Here is a 23,003-nt window from a genome sequence, read left to right as displayed (position 1 = left end):
AGAGGCAAGGAGTGTGCGGCCGGAGACTGTGGGGGACCCGGTCCGGTTGTCGGATCCGCACACTCAATGAACGTTATTTCTGGCAACCGCTTGGAAGGTGCGACGATCGAGGTCTAGCATGCGCAGGCGATGCCTTCAACAAAATGTTGAGCCTGCGGGACAGACGGAAGAAGGAAGCGTCGATGGCGACGGTGCCCAGTGTCTCCAACTCGATCACGGTGCGACTGGAGGTCCCGGCCCGCGGCAACGCGGTCAGCGCGATCACCACGGCCGTGGAGTCCTCCGGCGGATCGGTGACCGGTCTCGACGTCACCGCCTCCGGCCTGGAGGCGCTGCGGATCGACGTGACCGTGGCGGCCTCCTCGGTCGCGCACGGCGAGGAGATCGTCGAGAAGCTGCGGGCGATCGACGGCGTGTCGATCGGCAAGGTCTCGGATCGCACCTTCCTGATGCACCTCGGCGGCAAGATCGAGATGTCCTCGAAGCTGCCGATCCGCAACCGTGACGACCTGAGCATGATCTACACCCCGGGCGTGGCCCGGGTCTGCATGGCGATCGCCGAGAACCCCGAGGACGCCCGCCGCCTGACCATCAAGCGCAACAGCGTCGCGGTGGTCACCGACGGCTCCGCGGTGCTGGGCCTGGGCAACATCGGCCCGGCCGCCGCGCTGCCCGTCATGGAGGGCAAGGCGGCCCTGTTCAAGCGCTTCGCCGGGATCGACGCCTGGCCGATCTGCCTGGACACCCAGGACACCGACGAGATCGTGGCCATCGTCAAGGCGATCGCCCCGGGCTTCGCCGGCATCAACCTGGAGGACATCTCCGCGCCGCGCTGCTTCGAGATCGAGGCCCGGCTGCGCGAGGCCCTGGACATCCCGGTCTTCCACGACGACCAGCACGGCACCGCGATCGTGGTGCTGGCCGCCCTCACCAACGCGCTGAAGGTGGTCGGCAAGGAGATCGGCGACATCCGCGTGGTGATGTCGGGCGCCGGCGCCGCCGGCACCGCGATCCTCAAGCTGCTGCTGGCCGCCGGTGTCGAGCACGCCACCGTCGCCGACGTGCACGGCGTGGTTCACCTGGGCCGTGAGGACCTCAACGACAGCCTGCGCTGGATCGCCGAGCACACCAACCGATCGGGCCGCACCGGCAGCCTCAAGGAGGCCGTGGCGGGCGCGGACGTCTTCATCGGCGTCTCGGCCCCGAACGTCCTGGACGGCGACGACCTGGCCACCATGGCGGACCAGGCGATCGTCTTCGCGCTGGCCAACCCGGACCCGGAGGTCGACCCGGCGGTGGCCCGGCAGACCGCCGCGGTGGTCGCCACCGGCCGCAGCGACTTCCCGAACCAGATCAACAACGTGCTGGTCTTCCCGGGTGTCTTCCGCGGCCTGCTGGACGCCCAGAGCCGCACGGTCAACACCGAGATGATGATCGCCGCCGCCCGCGCGCTGGCCACCACCGTCGGCGACGACGAGCTGAACGCCAACTACATCATCCCGAGCGTCTTCCACAAGGACGTCGCCAAGACCGTCGCCTCCGCGGTGCGCGAGGCGGCCCTGGCCGATGCTCAGGAGGCCGCTCCGGCCCGTCCGACCCCCGGCATCGTCGGCACGCTCGACACCGCGGCCTTCCCGACCATCAGGCTCTGAGGGCCGCCGACGGGCCCGCGCCGGTCCGTTCCGACGACGGGTCACCGATCGGTCAAATGTCCGATTAGCGGCCATACCCGCCCGCGCCCGCCCCGAACCCTTGCGACACAAGGGCGAGGGGCGTGTTTGGGCTTGTCGTGCCTAGGGCGTACGGTAGCCCTGCACGGGGCAGGCGTGTCCGACAAGTACGGAACGTCCCCCTGGTCTTCCGGCGTGTCGTCCCGACCGCCGTCCGCGCCCGGTCCGCCGGAGCCGACGGAGCGTCACACCTCCAACGGGCGGGCGATGTTCGGGTGGCTCGACTGGGGCCCGATTGGCTTTCTCGGGGCCGGTCGGGGCAGGATTCGTTCCCAGGCAGGCGGCGGGCCTCTTCGACGGCTCCGGCGCGCGGCATCGGGTACGGACCCGGCCTGCGACCACGCATTGCCTTGCATGAGCACAGTGTGCGGACCTGCGGCCCATCCGGGTGCCCCCCGGTGGGAGCACCGATGGGCCCCCGCACACCGCAAGCGAACAGACCACAGGAGTACACATGAACCGCAGTGAGCTGGTGGCCGCGCTGTCCGAGCGCGCCGAGGTGACCCGCAAGGACGCCGACGCCGTTCTGGCCGCCTTCGCCGAGATCGTCGGCGAGGTCGTCGCCAAGGGCGACGAGAAGGTCACCATCCCCGGTTTCCTGACCTTCGAGCGCACCCACCGCGCTGCCCGCACCGCCCGCAACCCGCAGACCGGCGAGCCGATCCAGATCGCGGCCGGCTACAGCGCCAAGGTGAGCGCCGGCTCCAAGCTGAAGGAAGCCGCCAAGGGCGCCTGAGTCACCCCTTGAACGCCCGAGAGGCCGGGCTCCCCGCGGGGAGCCCGGCCTCTCGCCGTGTGCGCGGTCGTTACGCGTCGACCAGCTGCTCGCTGGGCAGCTCGACGTGGGCGCCGAGGTCCCGCAGCTTCTCCATGAAGTTCTCGTAGCCGCGGTTGATCAGGTCGATGCCGTGCACGGTCGAGGTGCCCTCGGCCGCCAGCGCCGCGATCAGGTACGAGAAGCCGCCGCGCAGGTCCGGGATGACCAGCTCGGCGCCCATCAGCTTGGACGGGCCGGAGACGACCGCGGAGTGCAGGAAGTTGCGCGCCCCGAAGCGGCACGGGGTCCCGCCCAGGCACTCGCGGTAGAGCTGGATGTGCGCGCCCATCTGGTTGAGCGCGCCGGTGAAGCCCAGCCGCGACTCGTACACCGTCTCGTGGACGATGGACAGGCCGGTGGCCTGGGTCAGCGCGACCACCAGCGGCTGCTGCCAGTCGGTCTGGAAGCCCGGGTGGACGTCCGTCTCCAGGGCGATCGCCTTGAGTTCGCCGCCCGGGTGCCAGAAGCGGATGCCCTCGTCCTCCACCTCGAAGGCGCCACCGACCTTCCGGAAGGTGTTGAGGAAGGTCATCATCTCCAGCTGGCGGGCGCCGCGGACGTAGATGTCGCCCTTGGTGGCGAGTGCCGCGCAGGCCCAGGAGGCGGCCTCCAGGCGGTCCGGCAGGGCGCGGTGGGTGTAGCCGTTCAGCTCGTCCACACCGGTGATCAGGATGGTGCGGTCGGTGCCCAGGGTGATGATCGCGCCCATCTTCTGCAGCACGCAGATCAGGTCGACGATCTCCGGCTCGATGGCCGCGTTGCGCAGCTCGGTGACGCCCTCGGCGAGGACGGCGGTGAGCAGCACCTGCTCGGTCGCGCCGACCGAGGGGTAGGGCAGCTCGATCTTGGTGCCGCGCAGCCGCTGCGGGGCGACCAGGTAGGTGCCCTGCGGGTGCTTCTCGATGGTGGCGCCGAACTGGCGCAGCACCTCGAAGTGGAAGTCGACCGGGCGGCCGCCGATGTCGCAGCCGCCCAGGCCCGGGATGAAGGCGTGGCCGAGGCGGTGCAGCAGCGGGCCGCAGAACAGGATCGGGATCCGCGAGGAGCCGGCGTGGGCGTCGATGTCGGCGACGTTGGCGCTCTCGACGTGCGAGGGGTCGAGGATCAGCTCGCCGTCCTCGTCGCCGGTGCGCACGGTCACGCCGTGCAGCTGCAGCAGGCCGCGGACCACCTTGACGTCGCGGATGTCCGGGACGTTGCGCAGTCTGCTGGGGCCCTGGCCGAGGAGCGCGGCGACCATGGCCTTGGGGACCAGGTTCTTCGCTCCGCGGACACGGATCTCGCCTTCGAGCGGGTTTCCGCCGTGGACCAGCAGGACGTCGTCGGTCATCGTTCTCGCAATCCGGGGTGCCAGAGGAATGGGAACGGCTCCGGTACGGAGCCGCAGGTGGACCGGTGGTACGGGCGTACGGGCGCGTTCGGGCCCCCGGAGAATCCGAGTCGGCACCGTAGAGGGGCGTCCACCATCCGTAGATGGTAGTGGGCGTGCCGGTGGTTCCCGTGAGCCTCTCCCGTGATGGTGCTCTCTCCCGCCGCGCTCCCGCCCGCCGGTACGGCCGTACGGGTGTTCCTCCGGCGTGGCGGGGTTTCGGGTGTTGCGGTGTCCGACCGGTGCCGTTCTGCGGGATCATGTGTGGCATGACGGCGGCCCAATCGCACGGAGGCCGGTCCCACACCGGCCGTCTGCTCGTCGCGACGCCCATGCTCAGCGACCCGAACTTCGCCCGGGCGGTGGTGCTGCTCCTCGACCACGACGTCGAGGGGGCGCTCGGCGTGGTGCTCAACCGGCCCACACCGGTCGAGGTGGGCAGTGTGCTGGACGGCTGGGGCAGACTCGTCGGGCAGCCCGCGGTGGTGTTCCAGGGCGGGCCGGTGGCGCTGGACTCGGCGCTCGGTCTGGCGGTCGCGCCGGGGGAGCCGGGTATCGGCGAGCCGCTCGGCTGGCGGCGGGTGCACGGCGCGATCGGCCTGGTGGACCTGGAGGCGCCGCCCGAGGTGCTGGCCGGGGAACTGGGCAGCCTGCGGATCTTCGCCGGGTACGCCGGCTGGTCGCCGGGCCAGCTGGAGAGCGAGCTGGAGAGCGGCGCCTGGTACCTGGTGGACTGCGAGCCCGGGGACGTCTCCAGCCCCGAGCCGGAGCGGCTGTGGCGCTCGGTGCTGCGCCGCCAGCGCGGCCCACTGGCCCTGCTGGCGACCTACCCGGACGACCCGACGATGAACTGAGCCGCCGCCCGCGGACCCCGGGGTCGCCGCGCGACACTGGCCCGGTTTCCGGGGGCGCCCATAGACTTGGCACCTATGAGCACTCTTGAGCCCGAGCGCGGCCTCGGCACCGGCACCCTGGTCGAGCCCGTCCCCCAGGTGTCCCACGGGGACGGCGACCACGAGCGCTTCGCGCACTACGTCCAGAAGGACAAGATCATGGAGAGCGCGCTCTCCGGGTCCCCGGTCGTGGCGCTGTGCGGCAAGGTGTGGGTGCCCGGTCGCGATCCGAAGAAGTACCCGGTCTGCCCGATGTGCAAGGAGATCTACGACGGCATCGGCAAGCCGCAGGGCGGCGACGGGGACAACGGCGACAAGTAGCCCGGTGGCGTCCTCGGAACGCCGTTTTGCATAGCACCGCGTTTCCGAGGTGGTCTATGCCAATCGTTCCGGGCCTGGGCAGGATGTCGGAATGGACCTCATTCCCGCACCTTCGAGTGCCGTCCGGCGCCCGGACGAGGACTTCCCGCTCGACGCCACCACCACGCTGACCGCGCCGCCCGGGCTGGCCGACGCCGAGCGCTGGCTGCGCGGCACGCTGTCCGCCGCCACCGGGCTGCCGCTCGCCCCGGGCCGCCCGGGGGCGGGCATCGAGCTGGTCCTGGACGACACCCTGGCCGCCGAGGCGTACCGGATCACGGTGCGCCCCGGCCACGCCCTGCTCGCCGCGGGCGGCCCGGCCGGCGCGCTGTGGGCGGCCCAGACCGTGCGGCAGCTGCTCGGGCCCGACGCGTACCGCCGTTCCCCGCTGCGCCGGGAGGCCTGGGTGCTGCCCGGGGCGGACATCGCCGACGCGCCCCGGTTCGGCTGGCGCGGCGTGCTGCTGGACGTCGCCCGGCACTTCCTGCCCAAGTCCGACGTGCTGCGCTTCGTCGACCTGCTGGCCGCGCACAAGCTCAACGTGCTGCACCTGCACCTGACCGACGACCAGGGCTGGCGGATCGAGATCAAGCGCTACCCGCGGCTGACCGCGCTCGGCGCCTGGCGGGAGCGCTCGATGGTCGGCTACCGGGCCGGGCAGCGCCGGGACGACCGGCCGCACGGCGGCTACTACACCCAGGACGACCTGCGCGAGATCGTCGCCTACGCGGCCGCGCGCGGGATCACCGTCGTCCCGGAGATCGACCTGCCCGGCCACACCCAGGCCGCCGTCGCCGCCTACCCCGAGCTGGGCAACACCGACGTGGTGGACACCGCCGAGCTCGGTGTCTGGACGGACTGGGGGGTGAGCCACAACGTGCTCAACGCCTCCGAGGAGACCCTGCGGTTCTTCGAGGGGGTGCTGGAGGAGGTCCTGGAGCTGTTCCCGTCCGAGTTCGTCCACCTCGGCGGCGACGAGTGCCCCAAGGAGCAGTGGAAGGACAGCGCCGCCGCCCAGGCCCGGATCCGCGAGCTCGGTCTGGCCAACGAGGACGAGCTGCAGAGCCACCTCATCCGGCACTTCGACCGCTGGCTGGCCGAGCGCGGCCGCCGGCTGATCGGCTGGGACGAGATCCTGGAGGGCGGTCTCGCCATCGCCACCACGCCGAAGGGCGCGCCGACGCCGAGAGCGACGAGCGACGAGCGACCGACGGAGGAGGGGGAAGCGTCGGCGTCGGGTACTGAGTGCCGGGAGGCGTGGGGGCGGTCACGCGCGGCGGTTTCGTCATGGCGGGGCTTCGGCGGCGGGATCGCGGCCGCCGAGGCCGGGCACGACGTGGTGATGTGCCCCGAGCAGCACGTCTACTTGGACCACCGGCAGGCGGACGGGCCCGACGAGCCGATCCCGGTCGGCTTCGTGCGAACGCTGGAGGACGTCTACCGCTTCGAGCCCGTCCCGGAGCAGCTGGACGAGGCCGCCGCCCGGCACGTCATCGGCACCCAGGCCAACCTGTGGAGCGAGTTCATGGACAGCGCCCGGGACGTCGACTACCGGGCCTTCCCCCGGCTGGTCGCCTTCGCCGAGGTCGCCTGGTCCGAACTGCCCGCCCAGCCGGCCGAGCGGGACTACCCGGGCTTCGAGCGGCGGCTGCGCGCCCACCTGGAGGTGCTGGACGCGTTGGGCGTCGAGTACCGCCCGGTCGACGGGCCGCACCCCTGGCAGCGCCGGCCCGGGGTGGCGGGGCGGCCGATCGAGGGGCCGCCGCCGGTGCGCTGAGGCGGTGCCGCCGGTGTGCTGATGTGTCCGTCGGGAACTTATGGACGGTCATCTGACGTCAAGAAGAGATGAACATCTGCCCCGGGCCTGTTCGGGTCGGGGCAGATACCGCCCGGTATCCGTCCCAAACGGGCAGTCCCGTTCACCGGTCCCGAAATGATCATCGAGCATTGTGTGCCAGAGTTGCCCAACCCGGCCCGATCGCCCGTACCCTACGGCCAGGCCGGGCTGCTGACGCGGACAGTGCGGCCACGGCCGCGGGCGGCAGACGATCGATGAGCAAGTGGAGCACGGTGGGACCCAGGTGAACCGGACGATCATGCTGCCGGCCTCGCTCGACGAGGCCGTCGACGCGCTGGCCGCCGCCCCGGCCGCGGTACCGGTGGCCGGAGCCACCGACCTCATGGAAGCCGTCAACGCCGGACGGCTGCGCCCCGCCGCCCTGATCGGCCTCGGTCGGATCACCGAACTGCGCGGCTGGCGCTACGAGGACGGGGGAACCGCCGTGCTCGGCGCCGGACTCACCCACGCCCGGATGGACCGCCCCGACTTCGCCGCGCTCATCCCCGCCCTCGCCGACGCCGCCCGCACCGCCGGCCCGCCGCAGGTCCGCAACGTCGGCACCCTCGGCGGCAACATCGTCACCGCCGCCCCGGCCGGCGACACCCTCCCGGTGCTCGCCGCCCTGGAGGCCAGCGTCACCCTCGTCCGGGCCGGCGGCAGCCGCGAGGTGCCGGTCAGTCACCTGCTCACCGGCCTCGACCCGGTGCGTCCCGGCGAACTGCTCACCTGGGTGCGCGTCCCGCTGCTGCACGCGCCGCAGGTCTTCCTCAAGGCCACCGGCCGCAGCGGCCCGGCCCGCGCCACAGCCTCCGTCGCGCTCGTCCTCGACCCGGCCCGGCGCGCCGTGCGCTGCGCCGTCGGGGCCGTCGCCCCCGTCCCGCTGCGCCCGCTGGAGGCCGAGGCCTGGGTGGCCGGCTGCATCGACTGGGACGGCAGCCGGGAGATCGACCCGGCCGCGGGCGCCGCCTTCGGCGAGTACGTGGCCGCCGCCTGCGTCCCCGACAACTATGGCGCCGAGGGCGCCTGGGAGGCCGTGACCGAGGGGCCGACCGCGGCCGCCGTTCGGCTGCGGCGTACCGTATCGGTGCTGGCCCGACGGGCACTGGGAAGGGCGCTGAAGTGACCACAGACCCCATCGAGACCCTCGACGCCGACCCGCTCGGCCCCACCCCGCAGGTCAGCCGGGAGCTGCGCCCGTGCGCCTCCTACACGCTGCGGGTCAACGGTTTCGAACGGCCCGTCACCGACGCCTGGATCGGCGAGAGCCTGCTCTACGTGCTGCGCGAGCGGCTCGGCCTGGCCGGCGCCAAGGACGGCTGCGAGCAGGGCGAGTGCGGCGCCTGCTCGGTGCAGGTCGACGGCCAGCTGGTGGCCGGCTGCCTGGTGCCCGCCGCGCTGGCCGCCGACAGCGAGATCAACACCGTCGAGGGCCTGTCCGCGGCCGGTGGCGCGAGCGACGTCCAGCAGGCGCTGGCCGCCTCCGGCGCCGTGCAGTGCGGCTACTGCACCCCCGGCATGGCGATGGCCGTGCACGACCTGCTCCAGCGCAACCACCGGCCCACCGAGGTCGAGGCCCGGCAGGCGCTGTGCGGCAACCTCTGCCGCTGCACCGGCTACCGCGGCGTGCTGGCCGCCGTCCAGACCGTCGCGGACGCCCGCGCGCTGGAGGCCGAGGAGGCGGAGGAGGCCGCCGCGGCCGCCGCCGAGGAGGCCACCGAGGCTTCCCGGACCGCTGAGGCCTCCCCGGCCGGGCAGCAGCCCGCCGTCCAGCCGGAGCCGGCCGTCGAGCCGCCGGTCTACTCCGACGAGGCCTGGATCGAGCACGTCCCCCAGCCGCCCGTCGAGGCCGCCGCCGAAGCCGTCCGGGCCCCCGCCCCGGCTCCGGCCCCCGCCGAGCAGCCGTACGGCGACGGCGGCTACGACACCGGCGTGTACGACACCTCCGCCCTGACCGCGATGCAGCCCGGCATCCCCGCCCAGGCCACCGGCGACCAGGTGTACTACCCGCCGCAGGGCTACCCCGAGCAGCCGTACCAGGCCACCCCCGCGCACGGCACCTACGTGCCGGCGGGCTACCCGGACGGCCACCAGCAGCACCACGGCTACGACACCGGCTACGACGCCCCGGTCTACGAGCCCACCCCCGCGCACGGCACCCCGCTGCCCGGCGCCGTCCACGACGGCGCGCCTCCTCACGGCACCCCGTACGCGGACCCGCACGGCGCCCAGGCCGAGGCCGGGGCACCGACCACCGGCGTCCCCTACGGCGCCACCCCCGCCCACGGCATCCGGCTCCCCGAGGACGACCACGCATCATGACGTCGCCTACCGACATCGGCGCAGCACTCCAGCAGGACGGCGGCGAGGGCGGCGCCGCACCGGAGCCCTTCGGCCTGGGCACCTCCCCGCTGCGCAGCGACGCGCTGCCCAAGGCGCTCGGGATCTACCCGTACGCGGCCGACCTGTGGGCCGAGGGGCTGTTGTGGGGCGCGGTGCTGCGCTCGCCGCACCCGCACGCCCGGATCCGCGGCATCGACACCTCGGCCGCGCTCGCCCTGCCCGGGGTGCACGCCGTGGTCACCGCCGCCGACCTGCCGCCCGGTCCGGACGGCCTGCCCGACGGCGCCCCGGCCGGCCCGATCGTCGCCGACCGGCCGGTGCTGGCCGCCGGCGTGGTGCGCCACCACGGTGAGCCGATCGCCGCGGTCGCCGCCGACCACCCGGACACCGCCCGGCTGGCGGTCGGCCTGATCGCGGTCGACTACGAGCCGCTGGAGGCGGTCACCGACCCCGAGCAGGCCTTCACCGCGCCGGCGCTGCACCCGGACGGCAACCTGTTCCGCCACCTGCCGCTGCGCACCGGGGACCCGGACGCGGTCGGCGAGATCGTCGTAGAGGGCCTCTACCAGGTCGGCCGGCAGGACCCGGCCCCGCTCGGGGCCGAGGCCGGGCTGGCCGTGCCGCGCCCGGACGGCGGCGTGGAGCTGCACCTGTCCTCCACCGACCCGCACGGCGACCGCGACCGCACCGCCGCCTGCCTGGGCCTGGAGCCCGACCGGGTCCGACTGGTCGTCACGGGCGTGCCCGGCGCCACCACCGACCGCGAGGACATCTCCTTCCAGGTCACCCTGGCGCTGCTGGCGCTGCGCACCGGCCGTCCGGTGAAGATGACCCTCACCCGCGAGGAGTCCTTCCACACCCACACCTCGCGCCACCCCGCGCTGCTGCGCTACCGCCACCACGCCGACGCCGAGGGCACCCTGGTGAAGGTGGAGGCGCAGATCCTGCTGGACGGCGGCGCCTACGCGGACGTCTCCGCCGAGGCGCTGGCCGCCGCGACGGCCTTCTCGGTCGGCCCGTACGTCTGCCCCAACGTGTTCGTGGACGCCTGGGCGGTGCGCACCAACAACCCGCCGGCCGGGCGGATGCGCGGCGAGGGCGCGCTGCAGGCCTGCTTCGCGTACGAGTCCCAGCTGGACCAGCTGGCCGCCCGGGTGGGCGTGGACCCGGTGGAGATCCGCCGCCGCAACGCGATGTCCACCGGCGACCCGCTGCCCACCGGACAGGCCGTCACCTGCCCCGCGCCGGTGAAGGCGCTGTTGGACGCGGTGGCGGCCGAGCCGCTGCCGGCCCTGCCGGTGGACGACCCGGACGCCGAGTGGCTGCTGCCCGGCGGGCCCGGCGGCGCCGGGGACCCGGCCGCGGTGCGCCGCGGCATCGGCTACGCCGTCGGCATGGTGCACATGCTGGGCGCCGAGGGCGAGGACGAGGTCTCCACCGCCACCGTGCGGGTCAGCGGCGACCACGCCACGGTGATCTGTGCGGCCGTCGACGCCGGGCAGGGCTTCGCCACGCTGGCCCGGCAGATCGTGCAGAGCGTGCTGGGCGTCAGCGAGGTCTACATCGCGCCGGCCGACAGCGACCAGTCCATCGCCGGGCCGTCCGCGCGGGGCCGGCACACCTGGGTCTCCGGCGGGGCGGTCGAGCGGGCCGCGCTGATGGTCCGCCACCAGCTGCTGCAGCCGATCGCGGCCAACTTCGGGATGTCGGTGGAGCTGCTGCAGATCGCCGACGGCAAGATCACCTCCTACGACGGGGTGCTCGGGATGCCGGTCGCCGAGGCGCTGGAGGGCAAGGAGCTCTGGGCCACCGCCCAGTGCCGCCCGCACCCGACCGAGCCGCTGGACGAGTCCGGGCAGGGCGACGCCTTCGTCTCCATCTCCTTCTGCGCGATGCGCGCGGTGGTGGACGTGGACATCGAGCTGGGGGCCGTCCGGGTGGTCGAGATGACCGTCGCCCAGGACGTCGGCCGGGCGCTGAACCCGCGCCAGATCGAGGACCGGATCGAGGCGGGCGTGGCCCAGGGCGTGGGCCTGGCGCTGCTGGAGGACCTGCGCACGGAGGGCGGGGTGCTGGGCAACCCCTCGCTCACCGGCTACCGGCTGCCCACCTCGCTGGACACCCCGGAGGTGCGGATCGCCGCGCTGCTGGAGGAGCGGGACGTGGTCGCCACCTTCGGCGCCAAGGCCGTCAGCGCGGTGCCCGCGGTGGTCGCCCCCTCGGCCGTCGCCGCCGCCGTCCGGGCCGCCACCGGCCTGCCGGTCGGCCGGCTGCCGATCCGGCCGGAGGACGCCGTCACCGCCTGAGCGGGGCCGGCCGGGAAAGCGGAATGCCGGAATGCCGAATTGCCGGTCGACTTCTTGGAGTCGACCGGCAATTCCCCTTTCGAGGCCGTGGCGGGAATTGAACCCGCGTACACCGCTTTGCAGACGGTTCCCTGGGCCACTCGGGCACACGGCCGGCGAATTCAGGATGGCCGATCGCCGGAATGGGGTCAACGAGCTTCTGTAAATTCTGCGTGGCAATGTGTGCTACCGTCGGAGGCGGTGGCTGTTTTCCCGCCACCCCGGACGAGAGCGTCGTACCCGGTGACGACAAGACGACGCAGTTCAGCGGTAATCCGGCCGCTGTGGACTGCGGAGGTACGGCCGTCATGGCTTGGCTCGTTCTGATCGTCTCGGGTCTCCTGGAGACCGTCTGGGCAGTGGCCCTGGAATCGTCCAAGGGTTTCTCCCGCCCCGTTCCCAGCCTCGTCTTCGGCGTCGCGCTGCTGTTCAGCATGGGCGGGCTGGCGTACGCGATGCGCACCATCCCGATCGGCACCGGTTACGCGGTCTGGGTCGGCATCGGAGCGGTCGGCACCGCGCTCTACGGCATGGCCGTCCTGGGGGACGCGGTGACCATGGCCCGGATCGGCTGCCTGCTGCTGATCGTCTCCGGCGTGGTGGGGCTCAAGGCGCTGCACTGACGCCCCGGGGGTGGCTGGTCCTAGGGCCTGCGACGGATCCGGTCAGGGACTGCGGTCAGGAGTCACCGAGGCGGACGGCTCTTACGATGTTACGTATGACCACTGCCTCCCCCACCTCGGTCGACTCCCCCTCGATACCCTCCGGCTCCGGAGCCGACCCCGGCGGGGGAGTCATGAGCGGCCGCTACCGCGCCCTGACACTCGGGATCGTGTCGGTGGTCCTGGTGATCGCCTTCGAGGCGACCGCCGTCAACACCGCGATGCCGACCGCGGCCCGGCAGCTGAACGGCCTCGGGCTGTACGCCTTCGCCTTCTCCGGTTACTTCACCACCACGCTGTTCGCCCTGGTCGTCTCCGGTCAGTGGTGCGACCGGCGCGGCCCGCTGCAGCCGCTGTTCACCGGCATCACGGTCTTCGGCGCCGGCCTGGTGGTGGCCGGGACGGCGCCCGGCATGTGGGTGTTCGTGGCCGGGCGGGCGACCCAGGGGCTGGGCGGCGGGCTGGTGATCGTCGCGCTGTACGTGGTGGTCGGCCGGGCCTACCCGGAGCGGCTGCGGCCGGCCGTGTTCGCCGCCTTCTCCTCGGCCTGGGTGCTGCCCTCCATCGTCGGACCGCTGGTGTCCGGGGCGGTCACCCAGCACCTCGGCTGGCGCTGGGTCTTCCTCGCGGTGCCGGTGCTGATCCTGCTGCCGCTGGCGGTGATGGGCCCGGCGCTGGCCCGCTCCGAGCGGGAGCACCCGGTGCTCAGGGGTGCCGAGTTCGACCGCCGCCGCACCCTGCTGGCGGCCATGGCGGCGGTCGGCGCCGGTCTGCTGCAGTACGCCGGCCAGCGGCGCGACCTGGTCGGGCTGCTCCCCGGGATCGCCGGGGCGGCGCTGCTGGTGCCGGCCGTGCTGGGGCTGCTGCCGAAGCGGACCCTGCGGGCCGGGCGCGGACTGCCGACGGTGATCCTGCTGCGCGGGCTGGCGGCCGGGGCGTTCCTCGGCGCGGAGGCCTTCGTCCCGCTGATGATGACCACCCAGCGGGACCTTTCGCCGACCCTCTCCGGGCTCACCTTGACCAGCGGCGGGCTCACCTGGGCGCTGGGCTCCTGGCTGCAGGGCCGACCCGGGGCCGAGCGCTACCGCGGGGCGATGATCCGGGGCGGCTTCGTGCTGACCGCGGTGGCGATCGCGGGCGCCGCGCTGGTGCTGGTTCCGGCGGTGCCGGCCTGGACGGCGTCGGTGGCCTGGGGCGTCGGCGGCATCGGAATGGGGCTGACGGTCGCGAGCGTCAGCGTGCTGATGATGAAGCTCTCCGCGCCGGAGGACGCCGGGGCCAACTCGGCCGCGCTGCAGATGAGCGACGCGCTGGGCAACGTGCTGCTGACCGGCCTGGCGGGGGTGCTGTTCGCGGCGCTGGGCGGCGGCTCGTTGGCCGCCGCCCACGAGGGCGCCGGGGCCGACGGCTCCCCCGGCGCCTTCGCGGTGATCCTGCTGGTGATGGCCGCGGTGGCGGCGCTGGGGGCGCTGCTCTCCGGCCGGATCCGTCCGAAGGGCTGAAGCTCAGCCGGCCGCGGCCGTGGCGGGGGGGACCGGCGGCGCCGCCGGGGTGCCGAGGAAGCTCTCCCAGCCGCCGGCCGGGGACTGGCCCGGGCCGAGGCCCTGCAGCTTGCGCAGCACCGCAGGGTCCTGGGCGTCCAGCCAGTCCACCAGTTGGCGGAACGAGACCAGCCGGACCTCCGGCTTGCCCGCGATCGACTTGAGCACGTCCTCGACGGCGTTCATGTAGATGCCGCCGTTCCACTCCTCGAAGTGGTTGCCGATGATGTACGGCGCCCGGTTGCCGTTGTAGGCGCGGTCGAAGCCCATCAGGTAGGAGTCCCGGGCCTGGGCCTGGAAGCCCGGGTAGAGCGCCGGATCGGCCTTGGTGTTGGAGCCGCACTGGTTGAACATGATGTTGTAGTCCATCGACAGCACCTGGAAGGTGTGCCCGGGGAACGGGATGGCCTGCAGCGGGAGGTCCCACAGTGCGCCGCCCTGGATCTTCTGCGGCCACACCTGGGTGCCGTTGCCGCTGCTGTCGTAGCGCCAGCCGCGCTTGACGGCGGTGGGCAGCAGGTTGCGCTGGCCCTCCAGGCAGGGGGTGCGGCTGCCGATCAGCTCCTTGCGGTAGTCGAAGGGCAGGGCGGGCAGGTCGGTGAAGCCGGTGTTGGTGCGCCACTTCGTCACGAAGTCCATCGCCTGCTGGATCTCGCTGTCCCACTCCTCCGGGGACCACGCGCTGACCCCGGTGGAGCCGCAGAAGTGGCCGTTGAAGTGGGTGCCGATCTCGTGGCCCTCCAGCCAGGCGGCGTGCACGTTCTCCAGGGTGTCGTGGATGTGCTGGTCGCTCAGGTAGCCGATCTCGGAGGCGCCGACCTTGTGCTGCGGGGGGCGGTACAGGTCCTTCTTGGACTCCGGCAGCAGGTACAGGCCGCTGAGGAAGAAGGTCATCGAGGCGTTGTGCTCCTGGGCCAGCCGGCGGAAGCGGGCGAACAGGCCGTTGTCGAGTTCGCCGGCGCCGTCCCAGGAGAAGACCACGAACTGCGGGGGCCGCTGGCCGGGTTGGAGCCGCTCGGTGACGGGCTGGTGGGGCTGGGCACCGGTGTCCGAGGTGGAGCCGTCGCCGATCAGTACGGCCTGCGGCTTCTGCGGGACCGGGGCCGGGGTGGTGCTCTGCCCGTCCGGCGGGCCGGCCGGGGTGGCGCTCTGACCGCCGGACGCGTGTTCCCCGCCGTCGGCCCGGTCGGTGCCGCAGCCGGTCGCCAGGGTCGCGGCGGTGGCCGCTCCGGCGGCCAGCAGGGTTCGGCGGGAGAGCGCGTCCATGGTCACTCCGTTCGTGAGGCGATCGGCAGGCGGCCGGCTCGGGTGCCGGGTGCGCGCGGCGTGCGGAAGTCCGGTCCGACCGGAGGGGGATGTCCGGGCCGACCGGAGGGGGATGGAGCCCGTGACCGGGTCAGCATGGCATGCGGTCCGGAACGGTCGGAGAGGCGCAGCGGACGGTCGGGATCGATCGCCCGATTGACGCAACCGAACCGGCGGGCCGGAACGTCGATGCTGTTCGACGAGTGGTAGGGCCGCGGCCGCCCGCGCGACAGTGGAATCACGTTCCGTGGTGACACGGGCACCCGGCGCAGGGCCGAGGCCGCGATCCCTGCCGATCGGCGGGTGCGGATACGACCGTCGTGGGGACGTGCCGTAGGGTCCGATCCGATTGAATGAGTTCCCAGGAAACTCTCAGGAATGGGATCCGGGCCGGCAGGAGGGAGCACCCGTGGGCGACCAGCAGAGCAGGAGCCCCTGGCCGGGCACCCTCGCGGCCGGCGCCGCGCTGGTGCTCGGCGCCTGGCTGCTGCACGACGGCGGCTCGCCCGTGCTGCCGCCCGCGCCGACCGGCCAGGCGCTGTCCGGCTTCGCCCCGGTCTCCGTCGTCCCCCCGCTCGGCCCGTCCGCCCCGACCCGGATCCGCATCCCGGCCGTCCGCCTGGACGCCCCGGTCACCGAGCTGGGCCTGGACCCGGACGGCCACCTCCAGGCCCCGCCCGCGACCGACCGCAACCTCGCGGGCTGGTACCGCGGCGGGGCCACCCCCGGCCAGCGCGGCACCGCCATCCTGGTGGGGCACGTCGACAACCAGGCCGGGCCGGCCGTCTTCTACCACCTGGGGGCGCTCCACCGCGGCGACCGGATCGAGATCGCCCGCGCCGACGGCGCCACCGCCGTCTACCAGCTGTACGCCATCGAAGTGCACGACCGAAAGGACTTCCCGGACGACCGGGTCTACCGCCAGGCCGCCGACGCACAGCTGCGGGTCATCACCTGCGGTGGCGCGTACAGCGAGGAACAGGGCTACGAGGGAAACGTCGTCGCCTACGGATTCCTGGCCGACACCACACCGCCGGGCAAAGCCGCATGACCACGCTCACCCTCGCCACCCGCTGGAACCCGATCGACTGGCCGCTCACCCACGGCCCGATCCCGTACGCCGTGCTCGCCGCGGGCTGGGGTGCGCTGGCCCTGCTGGCGTTCTCCCGGCACGAGCGCTGGCGCGCCCCGCGCATGCTCGGCGCCCTGCTGCTCGGCGGGGTGCTGACCGTCCTGGTGAAGATCGCCGTCGACGACTGGTGGCACCCCTTCCCGGAGGGCACCCCGGAGTTCGTGCTGCGCTGGATCGGGGTCGCGCTGTTCGCCATCGCCCTGCTCTGCTTCCGCGCCCCGCTGCTGACCGTCCGCCGCCGGCTGTTCGCGGTCGGCGGCCTGGTCCTGGTGGTGCTGATGGCCGCCTCGCAGGTCAACCGGGGCTTCGACCAGTACCCGACGGCCCGGGCCATGCTGGCGCCGCAGACCGACGAACTGACCACCGGACGGGCGGCCGCCACCGTGCAGGGCGCGCCCGACCGCCCGCTCGCCGAGCTCTGGCACGCGCCGCCCGGCCTGCCGGACAAGGGCACCCTGTCCACCGTGACCGTCCCCGGTACCAAGTCCGGCTTCTCGCCGCGCCCCGGGTACGTCTACCTGCCGCCCGCCTACCGGGCCAACCCCCGGCCGCTGCTGCCCGTCGTGGTGCTGCTGCCCGGCCAGCCCGGCGCGCCCGAGGACTGGGTGAACTCCGGCGCGGTCCGGGAGACCCTGGACGCCTTCGCCGCCCGGCACCAGGGCCTCGCGCCGATCGTGCTGGTCGCCGACCAGACCGGCGGCAACTTCGCCAACCCGCTCTGCATGGACTCCCAGATCGCCAAGTCGCAGACCTACCTGGCCGTCGACATCCCGGACTGGATCCACCACAACCTGCAGACCGCCACCGGCCGCGGTGCCCTCGCCATCGGCGGGCTCTCGCTCGGCGGGACGTGCGCGCTGCAACTGGCCGTCAACGCGCCCGAGGTGTACGGGACCTTCCTGGACATCTCCGGACAGGAGGAGCCGACCTTGGGCAGCCACCAGGAGACCGTCGCCAAGGCCTTCGGGGGTGACGAGGCGGCCTTCGCCGCCGTCGACCCGGTGCACGTGATGGCCCGCAAGAAGTTCCCCGACACCGCCGGCATGATCGTGGTCGGCGCCGACGACCCGTGGTTCCGGCCGGGCCAGGAGAAGATCCACGCCGCCGCCCAGGACGCCGGGATGAAGGTCGGCTTCCAGACCATCCCCGGCTGGCACAGCTGGGTGGTGTTCCGGCAGGCCCTGGAGCAGAACCTGCCCTGGCTCTCCCAGCAGATGGGCCTGATCCGGTGAGCCGACTGCTCGCGGCCCCGACCGCACCGCCGCCGGCCGCCGAGACCGGGCCGGGCAGCGACCTCGCTCCGGTCACCCGGACGCCGGAACCCGGCCGCCAGCGGATCCGCCGGGCCGCCCGGGCGCTCGGCGACCGGCTGCGGTCGGCGCCGCTGACCCTGGCGATGCTGGCCGGGCTCTGGGCGCTCGGCGCGGCCACCGGGAGCCTGTCCGGCGGGCCGCCCGCCCGGCTGCTCTCCCGCGTCGGCGTCGGCCTGGGCACCCTCGGCGAGGGCCGCTGGTGGACGCCGGTCTCCTCGCTGTTCTGGTGCTCGGGCATCGGCTCGTACGTCTTCACCAGCCTGTTGCTGCTCCTGGTCGGCCCGGGCGCCGAGCGCCGGCTCGGCCGGTTGCGCACCCTCGCGGTGCTGGCCGGCGGGCAGCTGGCCGGCACCCTGCTGGGCACCGCGCTGGTGGCATGCGGCTCCTCGGCCGGGGAGCAGTGGACCGCCTCGGTGGCCGACCAGACCGCGGTCGGGCCCGCCGTCGGGCTGTTCGCCCTGGCCGGTGTGCTCGGCTACCGGCTCACCGTGCTCTGGCGCCGCCGGCTGCACCTGCTGGTGCTGCTCGTCCCGCTGGTCATGACGCTGTACGTCGGCCACCTGCAGAGCGTCCAGAGGTGCGCCGCCGCGCTGGTCGGCCTCGGCCTGGGCGCGCTGCTCAGCCGCGGGCGGCCGTACCTGCGCAGCCACCGCTCCTCGCACACCGAGACCCGGGTGCTGGTCGCGCTCTGCCTGGTCGCCGCCGCCTGCGGGCCGCTGATCGCCTCGCTGTACGACAACGCCAGCGGGCCGTTCAACACCTTCTCCGAGCTGTACTTCTCGCACCGCCTCAGCCCGGAGGAGGTGGCCGACTTCTGCGCCGTCTCGGCGCACGACTGCGCCCGGGCGCACGCCGTCGAGCGGATATTCGACACCCCCGGCCGGCTGATGGCCGCGCTGTTCCCGGCGCTGCTGCTGGTGCTCGCCGAGGGGCTGCGCCGGGGCCTGCGGTTCGCCTGGCGGATCAGCGTCGCCACCGAGCTGCTCTGGGCCGTGCTGCTGGCCTGGCTGTACTTCGAGGCCGGGCCGGTCAGCGGGGACGTCGTGCAGTACTTCGTCGAGGCGATGCTGCTGCCGCTGCTGACCGCCGTCCTGCTGCTGGCCACCCGGCAGCGGTTCCGGCTGCGGCTGTCCGGCCGGGCGGTGCGCCGGCTGGCCGCGGTGGTCGGCGGGGCCGCGTTGGTCGCCTCGGCGGCGTACGTGGGCCTCGGGCGAGTGGTGGCCGGGCAGTTCGAGCCGGGCGCGGGCCTGCGCGGGCTGGTGAACGGGCTGCCGGCCCAGTTCCTGCCGCCCGCGTACAACGACCTGCTGCCGGACTACCCGATAGCGGTCGGCCCGGTGGCGCTGTTCCTGGAGACGTACTGCGGGCTGGCGTTCTGGGCGGTCGCGCTGGTCGCGCTGCTGACGGCGTTCCGGCGGCCGGTGCTGCGCACCGACCCGGCCGCGGTCGCCCGGGCCCGGGCGCTGCTGGCCGAGCACGGCGGCGGGACGCTGTCCTTCATCACCACCTGGGACGGCAACCACTACTGGTTCGACGAGGGGGGCCGCGCGGCCGTCGCCTACCGGGTGGTCGGCACCGTCGCGCTGACCACCGGCGACCCGTTCGGCGCCCCGGAGGACCGGGCCCGGGCGGTGGCCGGCTTCGCCCGGTACTGCGACGCCCGGGGCTGGACGCCGTGCTTCTACAGCGTCTGCGCCGACACCCGGGCGGCGACCGCCCAGCTGGGCTGGCGCTCGGTGCAGGTCGCCGAGGACACCGTGGTGCCGCTGCCCGAGCTGGCCTTCACCGGCCGCAAGTGGCAGGACATCCGCACCGCCCTGAACAAGGCCGGAAAGCAGGGCATCACCGCCGAGTGGTGGGCGTACCACGAGGCGCCGCTCGCGCTGCGCGAGCAGATCCGGGCGATCTCCGAGGAGTGGGTCTCCGAGAAGGGCCTGCCCGAGATGGGCTTCACCCTCGGCGGGCTGGAGGAGCTGGACGACCCGGCGGTGCGGGTGCTGGTCGCGGTGGACCAGGACCGGGTGGTGCACGGGCTGACCAGCTGGATGCCGGTGTACGAGGACGGCGAGCCGGTCGGTTGGACGCTGGACTTCATGCGTCGGCGCTCGGACGGCTTCCGCGGCGTGAACGAGTTCCTGATCGCCTCGGCCGCGCTCGGCTTCAAGGGCGAGGGCGCCCGCTTCCTCTCGCTGTCGGGGGCGCCCCTGGCCCGCGCCCGGCAGGACGAGGAGCCCACCGGGCTGCAGCGGATGCTGGACTGGATGGGCAAGGTGATGGAGCCGGTGTACGGGTTCCGCTCGCTGCTGGCGTTCAAGGCGAAGTTCCAGCCGGAGTACCGGCCGATGTACATGGCCTACCCCGACCCGGCCGCGCTGCCCGGCATCACCAGGGCGATCGGCAAGGCGTACCTGCCGCACCTCACGGCGGCGCAGGGCGTCCGGCTGATGCGCAAGCTGTCCGGCTGATCCCGCGGGCCCCGGAGGCGTGGGGGCGCTCCCGGACGCCGTCCGCGCGGTCGGTGCGGTCGGTGTGGTCGGTGCGGTCAGTGTGGTCGGTGCGGTCAGTGTGGTCGGTGTGGTTCGCGGGGTCCGGGTGGCCAGGGTGGTCAGCGCCGTCAGTCGAGCAGTTGGGCGAGCGCGCCGTCGGCGTCCAGGTGCAGGTGCTCCTCGCCCTCCGGGACGACCAGCCGGCTGCGCCACAGGAAGCGCCGCAGGTCGGCGCTGTCGAACTGGAGCAGTGCGGTGCCTTCCGGGGCCCGCAGTTCGACCATGGTGCGCCGGCCGGGCGCGGGCCGGACGTGCACGTCGCCGACGCCGGCCGGCAGCTCCAGGCCGGAGGAGAGCAGCCGGCGGGCGAACACCCAGACGATGGACTCGGCGTCCTCGCCGTCCGCGGCGTCGTCCAGCGAGAACTCGGCGGGGAACGCCATCCGGACCGCGAACGGGTCCTCCGGCAGGTAGGACAGCACCACGCGCAGCCGGGCGGAGCGGTGCGAGGAGAGGATCAGGCGGGCCTGGACGGTCTCTTCGACGACGGAGTGCAAGGGTGGGCCCTTCGTTCGGCGGCCGCCCGACGGCAGGTGGGGTTGGGGCGGCCTCACCCTGGTGAGAGTCCCGTGACCGGTGGGGATTACCCGGTTACGCGAGTGAATCGACGTGACCTGCATCACATCGAATTCCGGCCGTCCGGGCCCGGCGCGAAGCCCGTCCTGGAGGCTCGAACGGCCCCGGGCCGGTAGGCTGGGCGGGTTGTCCGATCGCCGCCCGACCGCGGGACGGGGCCGAAGAACAGCCTCTGACCTGCGATGATCCCCCTCGGAGACCGTGAGTACTGCCGCCGCCTCCTCGATGCCGCTGTTCTCCGACACACCGGAGCCGCAGGAGCCCGTCCGGGCCGTCGGCCATGCCGCGCCCGCCGCCTCGCACCACCTCTCCCCGGCCTTTCCCGGTCGTGCCCCCTGGGGCACGGCGGGCAAGCTGCGGGCCTGGCAGCAGGGTGCGCTGGACAAGTACATCGAGACCCAGCCGCGCGACTTCCTCGCGGTCGCCACCCCGGGCGCAGGCAAGACGACCTTCGCCCTCACCCTGGCCTCGTACCTGCTGCACAACCACCTGGTGCAGCAGGTGACGGTCGTCGCACCGACCGAGCACCTGAAGAAGCAGTGGGCCGAGGCCGCCGCGCGGATAGGCATCCGGCTGGACCCGGCGTACTCCTCCGGCCCGCTGTCCCGGGACTACCACGGCATCGTGGTCACCTACGCGGGCGTCGGGGTCAACCCGATGCTGCACCGGAACCGGACCGAGGCCCGCAAGACCCTCGTGATCATGGACGAGATCCACCACGCCGGTGACTCCAAGTCCTGGGGCGAGGCCTGTTTCGAGGCCTTCGAGCCGGCCGCCCGCCGGCTCGCGCTGACCGGGACGCCGTTCCGCTCGGACACCAACCCGATCCCGTTCGTCGCCTACGACGCCGGCAGCGACGGCATCCGCAAGTCCATCGCCGACTACACCTACGGCTACGGGCACGCGCTCGCCGACCACGTCGTCCGCCCGGTGATCTTCCTCAGCTACAGCGGCAACATGCGCTGGCGCACCAAGTCCGGCGACGAGCTGGAGGCCCGGCTCGGCGAGCCGATGACCAAGGACCTGATCGCCCAGGCCTGGCGCACCGCGCTGTCCCCGCAGGGCGAGTGGATCCCGTCCGTCCTCCAGGCCGCCGACCGACGGCTGACCGAGGTCCGCAAGGCCATCCCGGACGCCGGTGGACTGGTGATCGCCACCGACCAGAACGTGGCCCGTGCCTACGCCAAGATGCTGCGCGAGATCAGCGGCGAGAAGGTCACCCTGGTGCTCTCCGACGAGGCCGAGGCCTCCCAGCGGATCTCCGACTTCGCGGAGGGCACCTCGCGCTGGATGGTCGCGGTCCGCATGGTGTCCGAGGGTGTCGACGTGCCCCGGCTGTGCGTCGGGGTGTACGCCACCTCGATCTCCACCCCGCTGTTCTTCGCCCAGGCCGTCGGCCGCTTCGTGCGTGCCCGCAAGCGCGGCGAGACCGCCTCGGTGTTCCTGCCGACCATCCCGATGCTGCTGGGCTTCGCCAACGAGATGGAGCTCCAGCGCGACCACGTGCTGGACCGGCCGAAGAAGGAGGGCGACGGCCTCTTCGACGAGGAGGACCGGCTGCTCGCCGAGGCCGAGCGGGCCAACGACGGGCCGGACGGCGCGGGCGGTGAGGAGTTCTCCTACGAGGCGCTGGGCTCCGAGGCGGTCTTCGACCGGGTGCTGTACAACGCCATGGAGTTCGGCATGCAGGCCCACCCGGGGAGCGAGGAGGAGGAGGACTACCTCGGCATCCCGGGCCTGCTGGAGCCGGACCAGGTGCAGATGCTGCTGCAGAAGCGCCAGCACCGGCAGATCCAGCGCAGCAAGACCAAGCCCGCCGAGGAGGCCGACCTGCTGGAGCTGCCGGCCGAGCAGCGGCCGGTGGTCACCCACCAGGAGCTCCGGGAACTGCGCAAGGAGCTGAACGCGCTGGTCGCCGCCTGGCACCACCGCACCAACCAGCCGCACGGCACCGTCCACAACGAGCTGCGCCGCCAGTGCGGCGGGCCGCTGACCGCCCAGGCCACCGCCAACCAGCTGAAGGCGCGGATCGCCAAGATCCGTGAGTGGGCGAAGTAACGGTCCGGCAGGCGGATCCGGGCCGACCGGCCCGGACCCCGCCCGCCCGGGGCGTCCGGACTTCGGACCGGGCTCGAACCGACGCCCGAATCCGGCCGGTGGATTGGTGGGTTTCGTCCGGATTTCCCGGCGGCGCCGATGACGATCACGACCGAATTTTGGACAACCACTTCCGC

16 protein-coding genes, 1 tRNA gene, 1 pseudogene and 1 riboswitch are annotated in these 23,003 nt (G+C 73.3%); of the genes and pseudogenes, 14 read left to right on the top strand and 4 right to left on the bottom strand.

All coding sequences use genetic code 11. The annotated features are described in order from the left end of the window. Positions 1-182: 182 nt before the first annotated feature. Complete coding sequence (locus tag ACZ7BZ_RS24185) at positions 183-1,652, top strand: NAD-dependent malic enzyme (protein WP_380453679.1); 1,470 nt, start codon at positions 183-185, stop codon at positions 1,650-1,652. 532 nt (positions 1,653-2,184) lie between these two features. After that, the gene (locus tag ACZ7BZ_RS24180) at positions 2,185-2,466 is read left to right on the top strand and encodes an HU family DNA-binding protein (RefSeq protein ID WP_030059737.1); all 282 of its coding nucleotides are present in this window, start codon (positions 2,185-2,187) and stop codon (positions 2,464-2,466) included. A 70-nt stretch (positions 2,467-2,536) separates the two neighbouring features. Here ACZ7BZ_RS24180 and murA read toward each other — a convergent pair whose 3' ends face one another. Further along, on the bottom strand, positions 2,537-3,877 hold the full coding sequence (gene murA, locus ACZ7BZ_RS24175; protein ID WP_380453681.1) for a UDP-N-acetylglucosamine 1-carboxyvinyltransferase: 1,341 nt from the start codon (positions 3,875-3,877) through the stop codon (positions 2,537-2,539). A 299-nt stretch (positions 3,878-4,176) separates the two neighbouring features. Between murA and ACZ7BZ_RS24170 the strand changes: the two genes are divergently transcribed. The 6 genes and pseudogenes from ACZ7BZ_RS24170 (at position 4,177) to ACZ7BZ_RS24145 (ending at position 11,655) form a co-directional block, all read left to right on the top strand. Then, the gene (locus tag ACZ7BZ_RS24170) at positions 4,177-4,770 is read left to right on the top strand and encodes a YqgE/AlgH family protein (RefSeq protein ID WP_470360107.1); all 594 of its coding nucleotides are present in this window, start codon (positions 4,177-4,179) and stop codon (positions 4,768-4,770) included. 75 nt (positions 4,771-4,845) lie between these two features. Then, positions 4,846-5,130 carry a DUF3039 domain-containing protein gene (locus ACZ7BZ_RS24165; protein ID WP_380453685.1) on the top strand — a complete coding sequence of 95 codons (285 nt, stop codon included), beginning with the start codon at positions 4,846-4,848 and terminating at the stop codon, positions 5,128-5,130. Between the two features lie 91 nt (positions 5,131-5,221). Beyond that, positions 5,222-6,946 (top strand): beta-N-acetylhexosaminidase, encoded by a 1,725-nt coding sequence (locus ACZ7BZ_RS24160; protein ID WP_470360106.1) that lies wholly within the window; start codon positions 5,222-5,224, stop codon positions 6,944-6,946. 319 nt (positions 6,947-7,265) lie between these two features. Then, the gene (locus tag ACZ7BZ_RS24155; protein WP_470360134.1) at positions 7,266-8,132 is read left to right on the top strand and encodes an FAD binding domain-containing protein; all 867 of its coding nucleotides are present in this window, start codon (positions 7,266-7,268) and stop codon (positions 8,130-8,132) included. 68 nt (positions 8,133-8,200) lie between these two features. Then, positions 8,201-8,656, top strand: a pseudogene (locus ACZ7BZ_RS24150) ((2Fe-2S)-binding protein); the annotation flags it as partial. A gap of 668 nt (positions 8,657-9,324) precedes the next feature. Next, complete coding sequence (locus ACZ7BZ_RS24145; RefSeq protein WP_380453691.1) at positions 9,325-11,655, top strand: xanthine dehydrogenase family protein molybdopterin-binding subunit; 2,331 nt, start codon at positions 9,325-9,327, stop codon at positions 11,653-11,655. A gap of 82 nt (positions 11,656-11,737) precedes the next feature. Here the strand turns inward: ACZ7BZ_RS24145 and ACZ7BZ_RS24140 are convergent. After that, positions 11,738-11,809 (bottom strand) — tRNA-Cys (locus ACZ7BZ_RS24140). An 83-nt stretch (positions 11,810-11,892) separates the two neighbouring features. Then, positions 11,893-11,958, top strand: a riboswitch (guanidine-III (ykkC-III) riboswitch). Between the two features lie 44 nt (positions 11,959-12,002). Between ACZ7BZ_RS24140 and ACZ7BZ_RS24135 the strand changes: the two genes are divergently transcribed. Both ACZ7BZ_RS24135 and ACZ7BZ_RS24130 read left to right on the top strand, forming a co-directional pair. Further along, the gene (locus tag ACZ7BZ_RS24135; protein WP_470360105.1) at positions 12,003-12,317 is read left to right on the top strand and encodes a DMT family transporter; all 315 of its coding nucleotides are present in this window, start codon (positions 12,003-12,005) and stop codon (positions 12,315-12,317) included. A gap of 95 nt (positions 12,318-12,412) precedes the next feature. Beyond that, a complete protein-coding gene (locus tag ACZ7BZ_RS24130; RefSeq protein ID WP_470360104.1) occupies positions 12,413-13,858 on the top strand; it encodes an MFS transporter in 1,446 nt (481 codons plus the stop codon). A 3-nt stretch (positions 13,859-13,861) separates the two neighbouring features. Here the strand turns inward: ACZ7BZ_RS24130 and ACZ7BZ_RS24125 are convergent, their stop codons facing one another. Then, positions 13,862-15,163, bottom strand: coding sequence for a polysaccharide deacetylase family protein (locus ACZ7BZ_RS24125; protein ID WP_470360103.1), 1,302 nt, complete (start codon positions 15,161-15,163; stop codon positions 13,862-13,864). Between the two features lie 448 nt (positions 15,164-15,611). Here ACZ7BZ_RS24125 and ACZ7BZ_RS24120 point away from each other — a divergent pair, with 448 nt between their 5' ends. From ACZ7BZ_RS24120 to ACZ7BZ_RS24110, 3 genes are read left to right on the top strand one after another with little or no spacing between them, the layout of a single operon-like run. Beyond that, complete coding sequence (locus ACZ7BZ_RS24120; RefSeq protein WP_470360102.1) at positions 15,612-16,253, top strand: class F sortase; 642 nt, start codon at positions 15,612-15,614, stop codon at positions 16,251-16,253. After that, a complete protein-coding gene (locus ACZ7BZ_RS24115) occupies positions 16,250-17,566 on the top strand; it encodes an alpha/beta hydrolase (protein ID WP_470360101.1) in 1,317 nt (438 codons plus the stop codon). The genes ACZ7BZ_RS24120 and ACZ7BZ_RS24115 overlap by 4 nt, the downstream gene beginning before the upstream one ends. Beyond that, positions 17,563-20,112 carry a bifunctional lysylphosphatidylglycerol flippase/synthetase MprF gene (locus ACZ7BZ_RS24110; RefSeq protein ID WP_470360100.1) on the top strand — a complete coding sequence of 850 codons (2,550 nt, stop codon included), beginning with the start codon at positions 17,563-17,565 and terminating at the stop codon, positions 20,110-20,112. The genes ACZ7BZ_RS24115 and ACZ7BZ_RS24110 overlap by 4 nt, the downstream gene beginning before the upstream one ends. A gap of 149 nt (positions 20,113-20,261) precedes the next feature. On the opposite strand, the gene ACZ7BZ_RS24105 is transcribed toward ACZ7BZ_RS24110, so the two are convergent. Beyond that, on the bottom strand, positions 20,262-20,690 hold the full coding sequence (locus ACZ7BZ_RS24105; protein ID WP_470360099.1) for an SsgA family sporulation/cell division regulator: 429 nt from the start codon (positions 20,688-20,690) through the stop codon (positions 20,262-20,264). Positions 20,691-20,994: 304 nt separating this feature from the next. Here ACZ7BZ_RS24105 and ACZ7BZ_RS24100 point away from each other — a divergent pair, with 304 nt between their 5' ends. Then, positions 20,995-22,827 (top strand): DEAD/DEAH box helicase, encoded by a 1,833-nt coding sequence (locus ACZ7BZ_RS24100; protein WP_380453754.1) that lies wholly within the window; start codon positions 20,995-20,997, stop codon positions 22,825-22,827. Positions 22,828-23,003 lie beyond the last annotated feature (176 nt).

Source organism: Kitasatospora sp. NPDC036934 (assembly GCF_055608425.1).
This window is presented reverse-complemented; position numbering and strand designations above follow the sequence as displayed.